The following is a 17,187-nucleotide window of genomic DNA, read 5'->3' on the forward strand; positions in this document are numbered from 1 at the left end:
TCAGTTTTTATTTTCCAGGTGCCAGGTGTCTTTTAAATACCTTATGCCTGCATGGTTGGTGAGATCAAGTTGTATCGGGGTGACTGAGACGTTACCCTGGGCAAAGACGTGGACGTCGGTATCCTGTTCTGGATCAGCAAGCGGGGTCCCTCCGCCTATCCAGTAGCGCTTGGTCCCCCATGGGTCGAGGGTTTCCTGAATGGCATTTTGCCACAGCCTTCTTCCCTGTCTGGTAACGAGCAGTTTCTTGAAGTCTTCTCCGCTGGGAACGTTGATATTGAGAAGGGTCTGCTCGGGCAGTGCGTTGCTGAGCACCTTTTGTGCCATACAGGCCGCAACCTTCATGGCAGCACGATAATCAAGAGGATGTTTTCCTCCAACGGATATGGCAATGGATGGAATACCATACATGGTGGCTTCGATGGCGGCTGAAACCGTTCCCGAATAGGAAATATCATCTCCGAGATTGGCGCCGGCATTGATACCTGAAACGAGGAGATCCGGTGGGGATTCAAGAATTTTTTTCAGGCCAATAGCAACACAGTCGGTTGGCGTACCATCTACGGTGAAGGTATGGGGGCCGCGTTTATGTACTTTTAGTGGGCGGTGCATGGTGAGGGAATGGGAAACCGCAGAATTATCACGGTCAGGGGCAATGACAATGGTCTCCCCCAGGGGCTGCAATGCTGTCCGCAGGGCTTCAAGGCCTGGACTGTTGATTCCATCGTCGTTGGTTATCAGAATGGTCGTCATAATCTATTTGCGAAGCAAAATTTCCTTTTCCACTATGTTCCAGAAAGAGCGGACGAGGCGGTGGTTCTGGTTTTGAACCAGTACACAGGCACCAACGACAAAAGGTTTAAGAGCAGGGCTTGTTGTAAGCAGAGTGACCTCATTTTTGAGACCACTCTTTTCAAGAACCAGTTGCGGCACAATACCAATACCTGTTCCCATTGCCACCATGGCGATTATTGCCTCATTTCCGGCAATCTGGGAATATATGTAGGGACGAATTCCTTTTTCGGCAAACCATCGCTCAACTCTGGTTCGGCTCAGTCCTTTTGCTGGAAGGATGAGAGGTGTCTTTTCCCAGTCTACACCATCGCTATTATAACATACAGTCTCTGGGAAGAATTTGGGATAGATAAAGAGCAGAGGCGTTTCTGTCAGTTCGAGAAATTCTATTTCAGGGAAATATTGTTCGGGAAGGGCCGCGATTGCAATGTCTACCTCCCTGGTCCGTAATTTGTTCAAGGCATTGGCAGCATCACCTGTTTGTACATGAAGCATCACATGGGGATGAGTGCGTCTGTATGTTTTGAATATTTTAGGTAAAATCGAGAGAATGGCAGTAATAGAGCAGTAAAGACTCAGTTCACCCCGCAGGACGGTGTCACTTTTCAGATTATTCTGAAACAGCTGATAACGGCTGATGGTCTCATCACAGTACTCTTTAAAAAGCCTTCCGGCTGGCGTGAGATTTACCGAGCGGTTGTTACGAAAAAAAAGAGGTTCACCTATTTCGTTCTCCATACGCTGGATTGTTCTGGTGAGACCAGATGGGGTAATGTTGCATTCTACTGCACTTTTGCCAAAATGGAGAGAGGTTGCCAGATGTCTGAAAAGTTCGAGTTCTCTGATATTCATAGAAAAACAGCTCTGCTAGGATTGTAAAGAGTCTCCAGGTGATTACCCTTTGCGTTCATTCATGAACTGGGGATTGGCTCCTTTGTGGCTCAGTGTTGCACTTTAAGCAACACAATATCACGAATAAATCACTTGACGCAACAGGACTTTCCCAATATATCAAATGTGGGCTTACCATCAATCAATATTGATTACGAAAAATTATACAGATTCAGGGAGATAAAAATGGGAACTAACTATTTTAATACCTTGCCACTGCGCAAGCAGATTGAGCAACTTTCCAAATGTCGTTTCATGGATATATCCGAGTTCAACGGGGTTGATTATCTCAAGGGTAAAAAAGTTGTTATTGTCGGTTGCGGTGCTCAGGGGCTGAACCAGGGACTCAATCTTCGTGACAGTGGTCTTGATGTCTCCTATGCTTTAAGACAGGCTGCAATTGATGAAAAACGCCAATCCTACAAAAATGCCACTGCAAATAATTTCAAGGTCGGTGCCTATGAAGAGCTCATTCCGGTTGCTGATCTTGTGATCAATCTGACTCCGGATAAACAGCACACCAACGTGGTTTCAACTGTTATGCCCCTCATGAAAAAAGGTGCATGCCTCTCTTATTCACACGGTTTTAATATAGTGGAAGAAGGTATGACCGTCCGCAAAGATTTGACCGTTATCATGGTTGCACCAAAAGCACCAGGAACTGAGGTCCGTGAAGAGTATAAACGTGGGTTTGGGGTACCGACCCTGATTGCGGTACATGCTGAAAATGATCCAAATGGTGACGGCTGGGATATCGCTAAAGCGTATTGTTGCGCCACTGGTGGTCATAAAGCTGGTGTTCTCGAATCTTCATTTGTGGCAGAGGTAAAATCCGACCTGATGGGTGAGCAGACCATCCTCTGTGGAATGCTGCAGACCGGCTCCATCCTCTGTTTTAATAAAATGGTGGAAAACGGTATCGATGCCGGCTATGCCTCTAAACTCGTTCAGTATGGCTGGGAAGTTATTACCGAATCGCTGAAACTTGGTGGCATCACCGCTATGATGGACCGCCTTTCCAATCCTGCCAAGGTTCGTGCATTTATCCTTGCAGAAGAACTCAAAGATATTCTTGCACCACTTTTTGAAAAGCATATGGACGATATCGCTTCCGGTCATTTTTCAAAAACAATGATGGAAGATTGGGCAAATGACGATGCCAATCTATTGAAGTGGCGTAAGGAAACCGGTGAGACAGCTTTTGAAAACACAGCTTCCGCTGATGTCGAAATCAGCGAACAGGAATACTACGATAAAGGTATTCTGATGGTTGCCATGATTAAGGCAGGAGTTGAGCTGGCTTTTGATACCATGGTGGATTGCGGGATCAAAGAGGAGTCTGCCTACTATGAGTCTCTTCATGAAACCCCACTTATCGCCAATACCGTTGCAAGAAAAAAATTATATGAGATGAATGTTGTTATCTCTGATACTGCAGAATATGGTAACTACCTTTTTTCCCATGCTGCGGTACCTCTGCTTGCTGATTTTATGAAAGCGGTTGATGTGGATGTGATTGGAAATGGACTGGATGTTAAAGATAATGGTGTAGATAATCTTGATCTCATTCAGATCAATGAATCGATTCGTTACTCTCTTATTGAGGAAGTGGGCGCGGAGCTTCGCAGTCACATGAGTGCCATGAAGCCCATTATGTAATAAAATTAGGTCTTTCAATCTCAATGGGGTGTATAAAAGTTCAGGCTTTTATACACCCCATTTTTGTTGGCAGAGCATGAAAGTTCGTTTGTAATAAGGATTATTAGGTATTGTTAGGTTTTTTCTTGAAATATTAGCAGAGTCGTCTATTTTGATTTCGTAGCAACGCGAGTGTTCGGAGGGCGTCACAAATTTCATGTGTCGCTGAGTAGGTTAAATTCCACATACCCAATAAGGAGTCGTTATGAAAATCTTCAATTTCTGTATTGCGCTGCTTTTTGCGTTATCACTTTGTATCTCTGTACCGGTAAGCAGTGTCGCAGCGTCAGCGGTAGACAAAGCCAGCAAAACTACCACTCAATCGACAAAGTCGATGAAAGATGCCGTTACGGCAGTAAATGTCAATACCGCAGACGAAGAGATGCTGACCCAGTTACCAGGGGTTGGCCCAGCCACCGCTAGTGCCATAGTAAAATATCGTAAAGCAAATGGTAATTTTAAATCGGCTAATGACTTGTTGAATGTAAAGGGAATAGGTGAGAAAACCCTCGCGAAAATGAAGCCTTTTCTTAACTTTTGAGTTCAGAAAGGGATACTGAAAATATGTTAATTTATAATTAAGACAATAATTTCAAATTGTTGATCAAACGAGTATCGCCGATAGGTTTTGCAGAGGAATATTCTACAATTGCCACAACCATAATGATGGTTGTGGCAATTGTAGGTCCAGGTTTTCTGCGATAACCTACTTATTTACCACCGGATATTTATTTCGGTACCAGTCTCTCCATCCGCCTTTGAGTGCATACACATTTTCATAGCCCTGATCGATAAGCTTTTGTGCCATCCTGGCACTTGTATACTCATTGGGTCAGGCGCAATAAAAAACAAAGGTGTTCTCTTTGGGAAGTGTTTCAACAGCCGACAGGTCCTGGCCATCCACTCGAATAGCATCCTGAATTTTAAATTCACTGGTGGTCCAGTCTCGCCCTGTTCGTACGTCTATGATGACAAGTTTGTCTGACCCAAGCAGTGCCTTTAATTCATCTTTGTCCATTATTGCAACATCAGCCGCGACAAGAGGTGTGGCTAAAAAGAGTGAAAAAACGATAAGTAGTGAGATTATTCTTTTCATAAATCGTCTCCTTATTAAGAGGTTTTCCGGTTGAATTTCTTGCTCAGAACAGACATGACAGCCGCCAAAAGCGAACCGAGTCCCAACGCAAGAGTGATAAAAATAAGAAGTGAGGTGGAATCATTATAGGTAATGACGAAGTAGATAAAGGCCATAAAGAATATGCAACTTGTCATATAGCAAAAGATAGTTGTGATAGAAAAGGTACTGTGGTTGCCTCGGACCCTCAAGACTGTCTCAATTCCTGTATTGAGCAACCACAGGAGTAACGCACCGTAGATATAATGTTCAAGATGCTGTTCTCCTGCCAGCCCGGTGGCCATGCAAACGGCAATAGCAGCGGAAAAAATGGCAGCCATGGCACGTCTGGTCATCTGAGGTTTCGTTACAAAAAGGGAAGAAAACTCTCCCATGAGCTGTGTATGAGTGCTGGTTGCAAGATGGAGAAAATAGTTCACAACAGCACAGGTGCCGCTTATTGTAGCAATTCCTATAATTATTCGGCCTTCCTGCCCGAGAATTTCGCGACCAACAAGAATGTATGGGATTGTGGAAGAAGCCAGTTTTGCATGAGGTATGTAGCTCATGGCAACCGTCTGCCAGAGAATGAGGAGGCTGGTTGCTCCGCAGAAAATGAAAAACAGCTGGAGGGAGGTCAGTTGTCTCTTTTGTGGCTGGAGGCCACCAAGAAAAAAAAGGAGTCCACCAAAAAAAAGAGAGATCAGGTGCTGTGATTGCGGGAGGGGGTGATCCATCTGCACTGTTTTATCTAAATGACCTCCACCTGTGAATAACCCTGACAAGATAATAATGCTGAGGCAGGTCACTGTCAGAAGGGTGAAAATTTGCTGTGATCTCTCAACCGCAGTGTTGCCTGCAAGGTGAAGTATAAGTAAAGCCGCCAGTAGAATCGCGCTGAAGGCAAAATTGGGAAACCAGTACAGAAAGGTTTCATTAAACGTAAAACCGGCGGTCACGAGTACTCCCGTAGGGATAAAAATGACCAGTGCCGTTTTTGCGGCCAGGTCAGTACCAGCCTGCAGAATGAGGATAATCCTGATTGCTGGCCTTGTTACGGGAAGTCGTTGTACGAGAGCAGCTGTACAATAGCAAAGAGTTGCCGCTGCAGCCAGAGCAGGGGGGGCCAACCACCCGCCGGTGCCAGCTGCTCTGCTGACAATCACCAGTGACTCGGGGCTGACCAGCCAGCTGAGATACATAGCTGCTGTGATGAAAAAGTAATTACCCATGACCCTCATCTGCATCCCTTAACATTTTGACCGCCTTAATCTTGACTCAAATATCAAATCAATCAAGATTACCCCTGGGGGAATGTCTCTCCAGAAAAAGTCTGTTTCACCTCACAATTTCTGGTCCTCAAAATTGTACCTTTGCAATAGCTGTCACCTTCCTGGGGCCGCACAAAAAATTCGCCTCAATGGGGACAAAACGTCAAGATCTCTTGAGGGACAACATCATTGCTCCTTACAGTTTATACTAAGAGCAGATGAGAGAGTTACAAGAGTAACACAAAGGTGGGCAGAGTCAGACAGGCAGGTGGTCTGTGATAAATTGCAGATAGGAATGATCAGTACCACAACAGCCGCCGAGAATTTTCAGGCCAAAGTTTCTGTGGAGATAAAGCATATTTTCCCCCCAGTCCTGAACGGGGTTCTGCTGCAGGGTAGACGAACCATCGAGTTGTTGATGAGTTTTGGATGAGGCATTAGCCTGTATCCCAAGAAGACGTTGAAAAAGTTCTGCAGGCTGCGTCTCCGCTCTTAGAAATGTTGGGTAGACACAGTTAATCATATATCCGGCAGGAGGCCGTGAAACTCCATTGTCGATGGTTTGAATTCCCTGCCAGAGAGGCGTCCCGTCGAGGATGTTGCCGTCATCCCCAATAACAAAACTGATGATATAGGGAGTTTGCGTTGAGGAAAGGACATCTGCCATACCCAGGGCTTCATTCACTGCCGGCATGGTCTGGGCGGTAATGACGGATATACCGGTATTGATGAGTTGTTGAATCTGCCAGGAATGAAAACGGGCTGACTCTGTTCGGCTAAGCCCTTCCCTGGGCGAATAGCAATCGTTTTTGGGGGCAAGTAGAGCCCCCGTGATAACGGGCGAGTTGGGGTGCTGCCAGGAGGTTGCCAGACCTCTAATAAATCCCACAGCGTCAGAATTTATAGTAGGGCTGGCACCCGCTTGTACTGTCTGTTGTTGATCAAGTCGCCAGGTTGGTGCGCACAGGAGGATAGGTAGCCTGGCCTGCAGGGCGACATTTCGGTAGCTGTAATATATTTTTTCCAGTTCAACTCTTCCGGCTACATCGTAAATAAGAGGAGTAAGAAACAGGAGGGGGTGTAGCTCAATGTGTGGCAGTCTGCGCAGACGTTCGGTTATAGCACACTCTGTCAAGATGAGTGGAAAGTCGGATATGTATTGTTGAAAAAGCATATTAAATCTTTGTAAAGTTTGCCAGGGAGATGGGGTGAGCCATTAATTTTTCCCAGTAGAATATCTACAAAAACAGGATGATGCAATACCTTGTTAAAAGGGAGTATGTTACTTGGGTTAAGTCGGTGTTTGACAAAAAATAACGGCATCACCCGTAAAGCCATGACAAACAGCCTTACATGTAATGCCGATTCTAGGAGAGACCTGTATGATCTTGACGACGCGTAAGAAAATTAGAGCAGCTCTGGATATTGGAGAGCTCCATTGTCGGCATCTTCCAGCAGGTCGTTAATCTCGACAATTTGTTTGTAGTTTGGTTTGACGAATGCCACTCCGACTATCAGTTCGAATCTGTTTTTGATCTCCTGGTCGCCGCTTCTGGTTTCCCAGATTTTTGTTACCTGCAGATCTTTGACATGTGATCCGCGGGCGTCAAGAATGTCCATTGTCCACTGCTCGTTAAATTTGTGTGGATAAAGACAACCGAAGGACAGACCCCTGTGGTTGATTTCAAAGATTTGACCTGTTCCCCATTTCGTCACGGCAAGAAGATGTGCTATGTGAAGTCTTTCGTAGTGTCGTTGCTCTGGAATATATTGTGGGGATATATGCCCCTGCACAGTTAAGGTATTCATGGTGTCTCCCAATTAGGCTAGCAGGTTAACTCTTTGGCGTTTTTATCATGGAGCTTTGGCCCCTGATTCCAGACATCGAATGGGCAGTGGCTGGCAAATTCTCTACCAAGACCAATGGGATCCGAGCTATTGTAGAGTAGAAAAGTTTGCAGCATTTCAAAAGTTTCATGGTTCATCTGGGTGAACTGAAACGCAGTGCCACAGTAATCTTGCCTACTTTTCCGCGCCGTACAATCGAGAACTATGGACTCAGTCTCTAACCAGCGCCCTTTTATAGAGAGTTGACAGGCCTCAAATGGGTAGAACTGAAGTTTTCCGAGGACATATATGCCGGAGAGACTGATATCTTTTGTTCGCAGTCCCTCGACAACCTTGTCTTCAAAATAAATTTTCGCACTGGCAGAAAGGTGGATTCTCTCATATTGTCGTCTGTAAATATGAGTCTTCATGTTGCCTCCTTTGTGATCAAGGTGTTTGTTTTCTCCCCCTTGTCCAATATCAATGCGCCATATCTCTAGATCGTATTAAGCAAAGAAAATGCCATTTTCTATTTTGTCGTTTTTTCAGTGTGTTAGGGTAAATAAATGGAGAGCAGGCCAAGAAAAGAACAATAATTTGCCCACCTACAGAGGAAAAGAGTAAAATTTGCACATCAAAGAATGAACGGAGACTTACGTCAAGAGAGGACAAATCACCCATTGGAAGAGGGTGATTTGTCAGATGAAGCAGGTTAGTCGATGGTTTCCATCTCTCTGCCACAGCACAGAGGTACAGGATCATTTACTTTTACTTTCATGTATTTATTACAGGTATGGCAGTAGTAGGTGTTGTCCTGGGGAGCTTTGTGTTCACTGGAGTAGATGGTGGCTCCACCTTTAACCCCTTCAATGTTAAACCTGGCCAGTGAATCAATGCCTGGAACAAATTGTCCCATAGGCACAAGTTTTTTGTTGTTGCCGTAGCAATCGATAATGATTTTCCATAGTACATCTAAGGATGCTGTTTCTTGATCTGATTCAGGTGTAATTTCAACAACATTTCTATCTACTGAGATTTTCATTTTCCGCTCCTGTAAGTTATACAGCCGTTTATAAAATCAGTAAAAACAAAAAATTGCAGCGTTTAGTCAGCTTTCCAAAAATCTTCTTTCTCCGCCCCGCATTTAGGGCAAACCCAATCAGCTGGTACTTTTTCCCAGGGTGTTCCGGGATCTACACCATTCTCGTAATCGCCTTCTTCGGGGTCATAAATGTACCCACATGGACATTCCCATTTTTGCATTATGCTCTCCTTGTTTGTTTGGATGTGAAACGAACAGCTCTATGTTAATAATAATGATAGTTATGGTCAATAATCTTCCTGCACTGGTGCAAAGAAGATCGCCTGTTCGTTAAAATACTCTATTTTGGTATAATTGGATTACAATTTTTAATGGTTACCTTTCCCTGGAGGAGATTTCCCTTAGAATATTCACTGAAAATACATGAGTTCGTTGCCGGATCATAATTTTCAACCCAGAGATTATCATCCTTCCATGTGGCGCTAATATGGTAATGGCCCGCAGGAACTTCTATTTTCATTACGCCGCCGTAGTTTTTTACAAAAACCTGCTGCAATCTGAAATAATAGGTACTCCAGCCTATTGCAAGGATCACCACGGAGGTGATAATGCCTGTCTTCCATTGATTGGTTTTGGCACAGACTCCAAAAACAAGAAGAGCCGCAAGGATAATACCTGCCCAGTAAATGTAAGTGATCATATGTCAGTCCTTTATAAGAGTATGGGAATATACAAAATACCTTGAGAGAATATGTTATTGCTCTTCCAGTCGAATCCAGAAAATTCCGATTGTTTTGTCGTTATGGATTGCGTTCACAGGGTAGCGAAGGCCTTGTTTATCTTCGGAGTATCTCTTCCAGAGATCCTGCTCCGGATAGACAGCAAAATTAATGTCATTGCCGTCATTGTTGGATTTTGGAGGTGCAAATCCTTTGAGATTGGCGAGAATATCGCTGTCAAGAAGAGGAATATTGCTTTGCACACCTTTTATAATGAGTGCTTTGTCCCGAGGGACAACCAGCTCTTCACCTTCTTTGACGCTCATGAACTGGCCATTGAGGTTCACAAGCAGTTTTTCTGCACGCAACGAACCAATGGGAACAGCAGCGCTATCAGAGGCGGAAACTTTCTGTTGCCTACCCTCTGAAGCAGTAGTCTTCAAAGTATTATCTGAAGGTTGAGAAGAGGTCTCTTCTTTTATCTTAATATCGACATAGCCGCACGTTTCTGCATCTTTGCGGATAAGCACCTTGGTTGCCTGTGCTATGCGAAATGGCAGTTTTGTGTCGTTGTAACTTCCCATATCAACAAAGTCAGCGGCCAAGCCACGATCAAAATTTGCAATAATGTCGGTAATTATAACCTCATCACCCGGAGAAACAGTGATTTCGGAACCATTTGGAACCGCATAGGGCAGACCACTGTTAATCTTCACCAGTATATAATCGAGCTCTGTTTTTTCAGTGAGCAGGCCGGGGCTGTCAGGGATAATATCGAATTCAGTCATAAAGGAATTGACCACAAGCTTTTGCAGATTGACTTTTTCGCTGTTGGATTTGATGGATTTTGAAGTTTCAATGCCAAAAGCGGGAATATTTGCCTGGGTCAGTGCGTAGTAGGAAGCAGAATTTCGTTGCTCAAGATGGGTTGTTGTATCTGAGATGGTATTGTGGTTATTTGCTTTAAACTGGTAACGCGGCTCTTCGATTTGAGGGTTGACCCGGCCAATGACACGAAGCGCAATGTCTTCAAGGTTGATGGTTTTCCCCTCTGCGCTGAGATACCTGTCTGCATCAAATATGACAGATTGTCCGAATCTTTGCGGGTTTTCTATCTCGCTGATATAGTCTGGGCTGTAAAAGCCTGAGCCCTCATGAAGATTTAATAGACAGTCTGCTTCACCGATGAGCCCTTTTAAGATAGAGACGATCTCCTGCTCCAGATTTTTATGGTCTTTATCTTTTTCTCCAAATTTCCGGTTCATATCTCCGGTCAGGCCGTTTCGCTGGTTGAGGAGAATGGAGTAGAAATTGGCCCGTGGAACGACAATGAGGTTGCCCTGTTTCAGAGTGATATCAGCATAGAGATCTGCAGTGAGATAGCCGCCTGGTTCGTCACCTTGAATTCCTCCAATAACCAGGATAGTCTTTCCCGGTTTTTTCCCATATATCCGAAAAACGTGTAGTTCGTGCTCTGTATTTGCCAGATACACATCGTGAAGACTTTGGTGACTGACCCCCCGGGCATGAGCTGCAAAGCTTATGAGAAAAAGACCGGTAAAGAGTACAGCATGTTGAAGCAAGGTATTTATTTTCATTTAACGAGTGTGCCTTTTTGAGATAAAATCAAGGACTGTGAACTACATATACTCTTTTTCAATCATCCACTTTCCATCCTCCATCACAAGTTGGAGGGTTTTCGTTCCGCTGGTTTGATAACGATCGGATTTATACTTTTGAAAAAAGGAAACTTTTGCCTTCTTGTTTGTTCTTTCAACAACTATATTATCGATGCCGACCTGAATGTATTGATATTTCTGGCTGAGGTAGGTTTTCTTTTGTCTCCAGCCGTTTTTATTCAGGCCACTACTTCGAAAGTTGTTACTGTAACAACTCATGTAGGTTTTCATATCTTTTTGAGCCCACGACTTTCTCCATTTTTCAACAAAATCGATTATTTCTCCACCTTTTGTGATGGTGGCAATGGCGCGTTTCGGCAAAGGTGGAACCATAACAACTTCCGCTGGTGGAGCTGCAGCTACTTTAGGTGGCGGAGCTGCAACCACTTTAGGTGGCGGGGCTACAACTACTTCTGGTGGTGGGGCTGCCAGAGCTTCTTTCACCAGAGTATTCTTGTATTTTTTTGGATGGATAGCAAGAAGATCAGGTATCATGTCCTGTTTATGCGTTGAATACAAGGTTCTCCAGTTTTTGGCAGGGGATGGTGTGAGAAATACCTGTTTGTCATACTTGTATTGAAGAGAATTTGCATCATATTCATCGTATCTGATCCAGGCCATGGCCTGGGAGCCAACTTTGAGAAAGTTGAGTTTTTCTATCTGCTCCGGTTTGATCGGTTGGTTGGCCAGCCCCAGTGTTTCCATGATGGTGTTAAAGGTTGAATCACCATAAGAAAGGGCAAAATTTTGCTGTTTGAGCTGTTCCTCCATGATTTCAACGATAATGACAGGGACGGTGTCGACCGCCAGATAGGGCGCCAGTTGTTCAAGGTCCCTGTTGTTGAGAGTGATACAGCCATTAGAACTGTATGGTATCAGGGTTTTGTTGGTTCCATGGATAAAAATACCGTCGCCATTATGTCCGGCATATTCGTCAAAAATGTTGGGATAATTGAGATGGAAGGCACGGCTGCCGAAAACGGTTATTTCATTGTCCTGAAATATTTCGGTTATGAAATAGATGCCTTCCGGGGTCTTTGTGTCTCCGCTTTCGCTTTTGGTTCCTGGAGTTTCTCCGGTGGCGCATGACCATGTGTTAATCAGGGAAAGAGATTCTCCCTGTTCAAACAGCATCAGCTTCTGGGTTGCTTTTTCAACAATGATAAAAGGTGTCGGTGAATGATCTACATACAGATACAGTTGAATTCCCGGGGTGTTACTGGGAGGCAGACCACCATAAGCTATGGATATGAGACCGAGGATTACAATAGAAGCTATCGTTAAAAAATGGGTAAAACGTTTTATCATAATATATGGAAAAACAGTCGGTTGGACTGTTGTCTATGGAATGACGGATAAGCTATAAATTAGCGAATGTTTCTTCATTGGGTATACCAGGATACCTGGAGGAAAGGTCTTTCAAGGAAAAATGCCACCTGCAACAGTGATGTTTAGTCACGCGTAAATGATGTTACTCTTACCCTCTTGGAAATTTCCAACTGTTGTTTGACAAATTTCAATCGGAACTTCAATAGTTTTTTCGTTTTTTATCTTTCAGGGCTTCGCTTGCATGAAGTTTACTTCGGTTCCTTTGTATCTTTTTCGTAGATCATGCCAATGTGAGGGATGCCATCTTCATCATAGGGCGGTGAAGAGGCTTGAAACCCGAGATCAGTATAAAAACCGAGGAGATACTGCTGGGCTGAAATGTGGATCTGTTTTCCTGAAAACAGCTGTAAACAATGTGAAATACCCCGTTGAATTAACAGTTTGCCTATACCGTGTCGACGGATTTTTTTATGGCAGAGGACCCGGCCTATGTGGGGGTGGGTGTCTGGGGTCGTGGGAGGGATGATGCGAAGGTAGGCGACAAGCTCTTTTTCATAACCGGATGTGAGCCAGCCAAGCAGGTGGTGGGAGTCTTGGTCATGGCTGTCACAATCGAGATAGGCACAGTTCTGTTCAACCACAAAGACCTCCTGGCGCAACATCAGAACGCTGTAGAGTTCATCTATGGAAAGTTGAGCGAATGTGTGGAAACTCCAGCTGATATTCATCGTTGATCCGATCCCTTAGTGGTCCTTGCCATGGATAAGAATATCCCGACAATACTGAGCAGAGTAAAAACCACCATTGCAGTGTGCATGGTTTGTAAAAAATCAGGCCCCGTAACCGCAGTGACAGCCTGGTCTCCAAGATAAAAGGAGAGCAGTGCGGTAATGAGTGTCATTGCCGTCAGCATGCCGCAGGTGCGCATGGTTGCAATCATACTTGAAGCCATTCCATAATCCTTTTTTTCGATGCTGGCCATTATTGCGGTTGAGTTAGGTGTGGAAAAAAAGCCAAAACCAATTCCCATAATACAAAGAATGGAGAAAAGGTGAAAATACGATGAGACATCGGAGATAAAAATGCATCCGGCAAGCCCCAGTGAACACATACCCATGCCGAAGGTAGCTATGGGAGCAGGGCTGTATTTGTCAGCCATACGACCGGCTACAGGGGCGCAGACCGCTTGCAGGAGGGGTTGTATTATGAGGATAAACCCGGTAATTTTAGGAGGTACGCCTCTGATTATCTGGAGGTAAAGCGAAAAGAAAAACGTGACGCCAAAAGAAGCCGCATAGTTGAGCCAGGTGGCAAGATTGCTCAAGGCAAAAACCTTATTGTTGACTATCTTCTTTAAGGGAAGAATGGGATGAGCTATTGAGTTCTCATAGATGAAAAAAAGAATAATCAGAAACAGTCCGGCAAGACCGAACCATTTTGCCATTGCCAGATGTTGAGCCTCCAGTACGCCAATGATGATTCCTGACAGGGCAATCATATACATGGCAGAACCAAACCAGTCGAAGGACTCGCCTGCGGACTCTGCCCACTCACCTTTCAGTCTGATGACGGCAAAGATGAGAATGGTGAGTTCCACAGGAACAGCGCTGAGAAAAATCCATCGCCAACCGAGATAATCTATCATGAGGCCCGCAAGGGTTGGACCGGCGGAGATTCCAAGGTAGACACAGCTTACCACGATGCCCATGGCCCGGCCTCTTTCCTGTGGCGGGCAGACGGAGTTAAGTATGGCAAAGCTGGTGGAGGTGATGAGAGCCGCCCCAATGCCTTGAATGAATCTGAACATGATGAGCAGGTTGACTGTTGGTGCAAAGGCGAGGGCAAAGGTTGCAAGAGTGATTAGGATGGTTCCTGAAAAAAAAATTTTCTTGCGACCGTAAATGTCGGCATACCGTCCTGCAGGCAGAAGAAGGAGAGCGACCCCAAGGATGTATACCATTTCGATAAGTCCGAGCTGCACAGCACCTGAGGAGAACTCTTTACCGATGGCAGGTAATGCAACACCAATGGCAGAAAACATAAAAGGGGTCAGAAACTGTACAGCCGCGATGACCCAGAGGGTTGCCGTAAATGATGTTTGCTCATCTTTGCTTGTGTTGATCATGTTTTCCGGCTTGCGGTTCACTAAAAATTAACGTAAATGATAAAGGATACAAGATGTTGCAAAAGAATCGGTGCAGCCTCACGGAGAAAAACACATCTTTTTTTCAGCGCATCCTGGCCTTGGGGACAACATACTTTTATTGTCAGCGATGAGAGGTCCGTTACAATAATAGTGACCTTCAGGCCTCTGAGGCATTTTTATTATACTTCGTTGGCGGAATTGGCTAAGGTTTAGAATTTAAAATTAAAGGAAGTTGAGCAAAAGGTGAAAATATCAACTTTCTTCCCACGATCTAATACTGGGAAGCACAGATACATAGAAATTTTACAAAGACCTGTCAATAGCAGGGTCCAAATGACTTTAACAGATAAGACAATCATCCCATGATACGAGTTATAATTGCTTTTTTAGCCAGTGTGTTGACCGGAGTACAGACCTATCTCGTTTTTACTGAAGGCAAAGCCTTCTGTTTTAACAGCGGTTGTGAAATTGTGGAGAGTTTGACAGCGGTACCGTCACTCTATTTTAATTTAGCAGGTTTTCTCTATTTTCAGTTGATTTTCTGGTGCCTGCTCTGGGGGCGGTCCGGGTCAGTTTACTGGAACAAATTTGCGCGGATTCTCCTCATGGCTGGACTTGTGGCGGAGGCGGTGTTGCTCTTTTTTCAACACTCTATCGCCCACGCCTTCTGCACTTACTGCCTTATTGTGTGTGCCTGTGTTGTCACACTTAATATTCTCAGCGGATTGCGTCAGATATTTAGGGGGATGATTCTGTTCTCTGCCGTTTTGGTTGCGTGTTTCAGCCTTCAGTTTAATGGAGGTACAGGTGGAGCAAAGCCCCTCCAGGACGGGGCTGTTGCCTATGTGGGTGGAGAGGCTGGCCGACCTGAATTATATCTCTTTTTTTCAGAAACCTGTCCACATTGCGAGGCGGTCATTGAAGCACTTGATGGTGAAAATGTCTGTGACTTGCATTTTAATCCGGTAGAGCTGCTCTCTTCCTTTTCTTTTCCAAAGGCCGTATTGCAACCGGAATATGATCCTTCGATTAACCTCGGGTTTTTAAAAAACTTAGCCATCACTGAGGTCCCTGTGCTGGTAGCTGTTCAAGGCCAGGAGATTCTGGTGATCAGCGGTGAAACCAGTATCCTGAACTATTTTGGAAAGGAGTGCAGGCAGGAGGTGGCGATAGATTACCAGAGTGGACAGAGCACCTCACCGCCGATCAATTATGGACAACCATCAAGTTATCAGATGGAAAAAGAAGAAGGGTGCAGTGTTGCTGAAGATTGCGTCAAGCCGGAGACACCTGCTGCGACACAAAATTGATGGGCGTGTAAAAAGCCACGCTTTTTACATGTGGAGCTTTTAAAAGAGTCCATCTGAACCGGGTAGGATGTACTCTTTATAAACTTATCGAAGTGAGGGTATATCTCAAGCGGGCATAAGGTCTGCAGCCAAAGGGGTGTGGTATCCTTCCTCACAGTGGTGGCGATTTCTGGAGACCCTTTTGAGTCGGCCGCTTGCCTGAGCCACTAATGCAGTGGTTTAACAGCAGCGGTTCACTCTTTAATTATCTACTTCTTTTTTGAATGCTTCTATCTGACTTTCAAGACCGATAACCTGATCCACCGGCAGGACGAAGGCTATACCTGTTCCCGGCTTGTTAAATTCCCCAACTTTTCCTATTGTTTCAAGCACCTGAGCTACAAGGCGTTCTTCAAGAAGAAACATGATGATGTCGGTTTGTGCCTCAAGACTCAAGCCGAAAAAAGTTTTAGCTTCACGGATTCCTGTTCCCCTGGCATGTATAATGGTTGCACCAGTGGCTCCTGTTGCTTTTGCTGCATCCACGATCTTGTCAGTAAGGTCACACTTTACTGATGCCAATATGATTTTAAAGCGCATGGGTATTCTCCTTGATACGTATAGTTCTCGTTGCCCGCCAATGAGCCAATTGTGCATAGGTAAGGACACTTATGATCGGAAACAAGCTGGCGAAAGCAATGAGTCCGAAACCGTCAATAGCAGGATTTCGTCCCGGAACCGATGCAGAGAGACCGAGTCCCAAAGCGGCGACTATGGGAACAGTGACCGTGGAAGTGGTTACCCCTCCTGAATCATAGGCAAGCGGGATAAGGGCTTTAGGGGCGAAAAATGTCTGTATGCTCACTATGATATAACCAACCGTAATAAAATAATGGAGTGGTGTGCCACTGACTATTCTGTAGCACCCGAGAGTAATACCAAAGGCGACACCAACGGCAACGGTAATTCTTAAGCCCCACTGACCGACACTTCCTCCGGAAACCTCGTTGGCCTTATAAGCTACGGCAATCAGCGATGGCTCAGCAATGGTTGTGGCAAAACCAATGGTTGCAGCAAAAAAATAGAGCCAACCATAAGTGGTCCAGTGGGTGAGATCAACACTGACTTTATTCCCCTGGAGAAAAACAGGGTTTGTCAGCTGCTCAGCCATAATGTTTCCCACAGGAAAAAGGGCTTTTTCAAGACCCGTGAGAAAAAGAGCAAGGCCAATTAGAACATAAAGACTGCCAATAAGGATTCTGGAAATATTGGCGATGGATTGTTTGATGACCACCAGTTGAAAAAAACTGAAAATAATGGCGATTGGCAATAAATCCCGCCCCGTGAGCAACAGGGTCTTGAGTAAATCAAAGAGCATCTCCATAAC

Annotated in this window: 19 protein-coding genes; 3 read left to right on the top strand and 16 right to left on the bottom strand. The window is 44.9% G+C overall.

What is annotated here, in order from left to right:
• On the bottom strand, positions 1-753 hold the full coding sequence (surE, locus tag FCL48_RS02695; RefSeq protein ID WP_136870696.1) for a 5'/3'-nucleotidase SurE: 753 nt from the start codon (positions 751-753) through the stop codon (positions 1-3).
• Positions 754-756: 3 nt separating this feature from the next.
• Positions 757-1,647, bottom strand: a complete 891-nt coding sequence (ilvY, locus tag FCL48_RS02700; protein ID WP_136870697.1) for an HTH-type transcriptional activator IlvY — start codon at positions 1,645-1,647, stop codon at positions 757-759.
• 225 nt (positions 1,648-1,872) lie between these two features.
• Between ilvY and ilvC the strand changes: the two genes are divergently transcribed.
• Both ilvC and FCL48_RS25345 read left to right on the top strand, forming a co-directional pair.
• Positions 1,873-3,345 carry a ketol-acid reductoisomerase gene (ilvC, locus tag FCL48_RS02705; RefSeq protein ID WP_136870698.1) on the top strand — a complete coding sequence of 491 codons (1,473 nt, stop codon included), beginning with the start codon at positions 1,873-1,875 and terminating at the stop codon, positions 3,343-3,345.
• A 244-nt stretch (positions 3,346-3,589) separates the two neighbouring features.
• The gene (locus FCL48_RS25345) at positions 3,590-3,925 is read left to right on the top strand and encodes a helix-hairpin-helix domain-containing protein (RefSeq protein ID WP_136870699.1); all 336 of its coding nucleotides are present in this window, start codon (positions 3,590-3,592) and stop codon (positions 3,923-3,925) included.
• 165 nt (positions 3,926-4,090) lie between these two features.
• Here FCL48_RS25345 and FCL48_RS02715 read toward each other — a convergent pair whose 3' ends face one another.
• From FCL48_RS02715 to FCL48_RS02770, 12 genes are all read right to left on the bottom strand, one after another.
• Positions 4,091-4,480, bottom strand: coding sequence for a rhodanese-related (seleno)protein (locus FCL48_RS02715; protein WP_263577232.1), 390 nt, complete (start codon positions 4,478-4,480; stop codon positions 4,091-4,093).
• A gap of 14 nt (positions 4,481-4,494) precedes the next feature.
• Positions 4,495-5,730 (bottom strand): hypothetical protein, encoded by a 1,236-nt coding sequence (locus tag FCL48_RS02720; protein ID WP_136870701.1) that lies wholly within the window; start codon positions 5,728-5,730, stop codon positions 4,495-4,497.
• 295 nt (positions 5,731-6,025) lie between these two features.
• The gene (locus FCL48_RS02725) at positions 6,026-6,943 is read right to left on the bottom strand and encodes a homocysteine S-methyltransferase family protein (RefSeq protein ID WP_136870702.1); all 918 of its coding nucleotides are present in this window, start codon (positions 6,941-6,943) and stop codon (positions 6,026-6,028) included.
• A gap of 233 nt (positions 6,944-7,176) precedes the next feature.
• Positions 7,177-7,578 (bottom strand): hypothetical protein, encoded by a 402-nt coding sequence (locus tag FCL48_RS02730; protein WP_136870703.1) that lies wholly within the window; start codon positions 7,576-7,578, stop codon positions 7,177-7,179.
• 17 nt (positions 7,579-7,595) lie between these two features.
• Complete coding sequence (locus tag FCL48_RS02735) at positions 7,596-8,027, bottom strand: PilZ domain-containing protein (protein WP_136870704.1); 432 nt, start codon at positions 8,025-8,027, stop codon at positions 7,596-7,598.
• Between the two features lie 281 nt (positions 8,028-8,308).
• Positions 8,309-8,638 carry a hypothetical protein gene (locus FCL48_RS02740; protein ID WP_136870705.1) on the bottom strand — a complete coding sequence of 110 codons (330 nt, stop codon included), beginning with the start codon at positions 8,636-8,638 and terminating at the stop codon, positions 8,309-8,311.
• A 62-nt stretch (positions 8,639-8,700) separates the two neighbouring features.
• Positions 8,701-8,859 carry a rubredoxin gene (locus FCL48_RS02745; RefSeq protein WP_136870706.1) on the bottom strand — a complete coding sequence of 53 codons (159 nt, stop codon included), beginning with the start codon at positions 8,857-8,859 and terminating at the stop codon, positions 8,701-8,703.
• Between the two features lie 119 nt (positions 8,860-8,978).
• Complete coding sequence (locus FCL48_RS02750) at positions 8,979-9,338, bottom strand: hypothetical protein (RefSeq protein WP_136870707.1); 360 nt, start codon at positions 9,336-9,338, stop codon at positions 8,979-8,981.
• Between the two features lie 54 nt (positions 9,339-9,392).
• Positions 9,393-10,955 (bottom strand): M14/M99 family metallopeptidase, encoded by a 1,563-nt coding sequence (locus FCL48_RS02755; RefSeq protein ID WP_136870708.1) that lies wholly within the window; start codon positions 10,953-10,955, stop codon positions 9,393-9,395.
• A gap of 42 nt (positions 10,956-10,997) precedes the next feature.
• Positions 10,998-12,344 carry a murein L,D-transpeptidase family protein gene (locus FCL48_RS02760; RefSeq protein WP_136870709.1) on the bottom strand — a complete coding sequence of 449 codons (1,347 nt, stop codon included), beginning with the start codon at positions 12,342-12,344 and terminating at the stop codon, positions 10,998-11,000.
• A 269-nt stretch (positions 12,345-12,613) separates the two neighbouring features.
• Positions 12,614-13,093, bottom strand: coding sequence for a GNAT family N-acetyltransferase (locus FCL48_RS02765; RefSeq protein WP_136870710.1), 480 nt, complete (start codon positions 13,091-13,093; stop codon positions 12,614-12,616).
• Complete coding sequence (locus FCL48_RS02770) at positions 13,090-14,490, bottom strand: MFS transporter (protein WP_136870711.1); 1,401 nt, start codon at positions 14,488-14,490, stop codon at positions 13,090-13,092. Before FCL48_RS02770 ends, FCL48_RS02765 begins: the two co-directional genes overlap by 4 nt.
• A gap of 383 nt (positions 14,491-14,873) precedes the next feature.
• On the opposite strand from FCL48_RS02770, the gene FCL48_RS02775 reads away from it, so the two are divergent.
• Positions 14,874-15,821: a hypothetical protein gene (locus FCL48_RS02775; RefSeq protein WP_136870712.1), complete on the top strand. Its 948-nt coding sequence runs from the start codon at positions 14,874-14,876 to the stop codon at positions 15,819-15,821.
• Positions 15,822-16,061: 240 nt separating this feature from the next.
• On the opposite strand, the gene FCL48_RS02780 is transcribed toward FCL48_RS02775, so the two are convergent.
• Together FCL48_RS02780 and FCL48_RS02785 are read right to left on the bottom strand one after the other, a co-directional pair.
• Positions 16,062-16,400 (bottom strand): P-II family nitrogen regulator, encoded by a 339-nt coding sequence (locus FCL48_RS02780; RefSeq protein WP_136870713.1) that lies wholly within the window; start codon positions 16,398-16,400, stop codon positions 16,062-16,064.
• Entirely contained in the window at positions 16,390-17,184 is a 795-nt protein-coding gene (locus FCL48_RS02785) for a DUF1538 domain-containing protein (protein WP_136870714.1), read from the bottom strand. The genes FCL48_RS02780 and FCL48_RS02785 overlap by 11 nt, the downstream gene beginning before the upstream one ends.
• Between the last annotated feature and the right edge of the window lie 3 nt (positions 17,185-17,187).

This window comes from Desulforhopalus sp. IMCC35007 (assembly GCF_005116575.1).
In the GTDB taxonomy this organism is placed as follows: Bacteria; Desulfobacterota; Desulfobulbia; order Desulfobulbales; family Desulfocapsaceae; genus Desulforhopalus_A.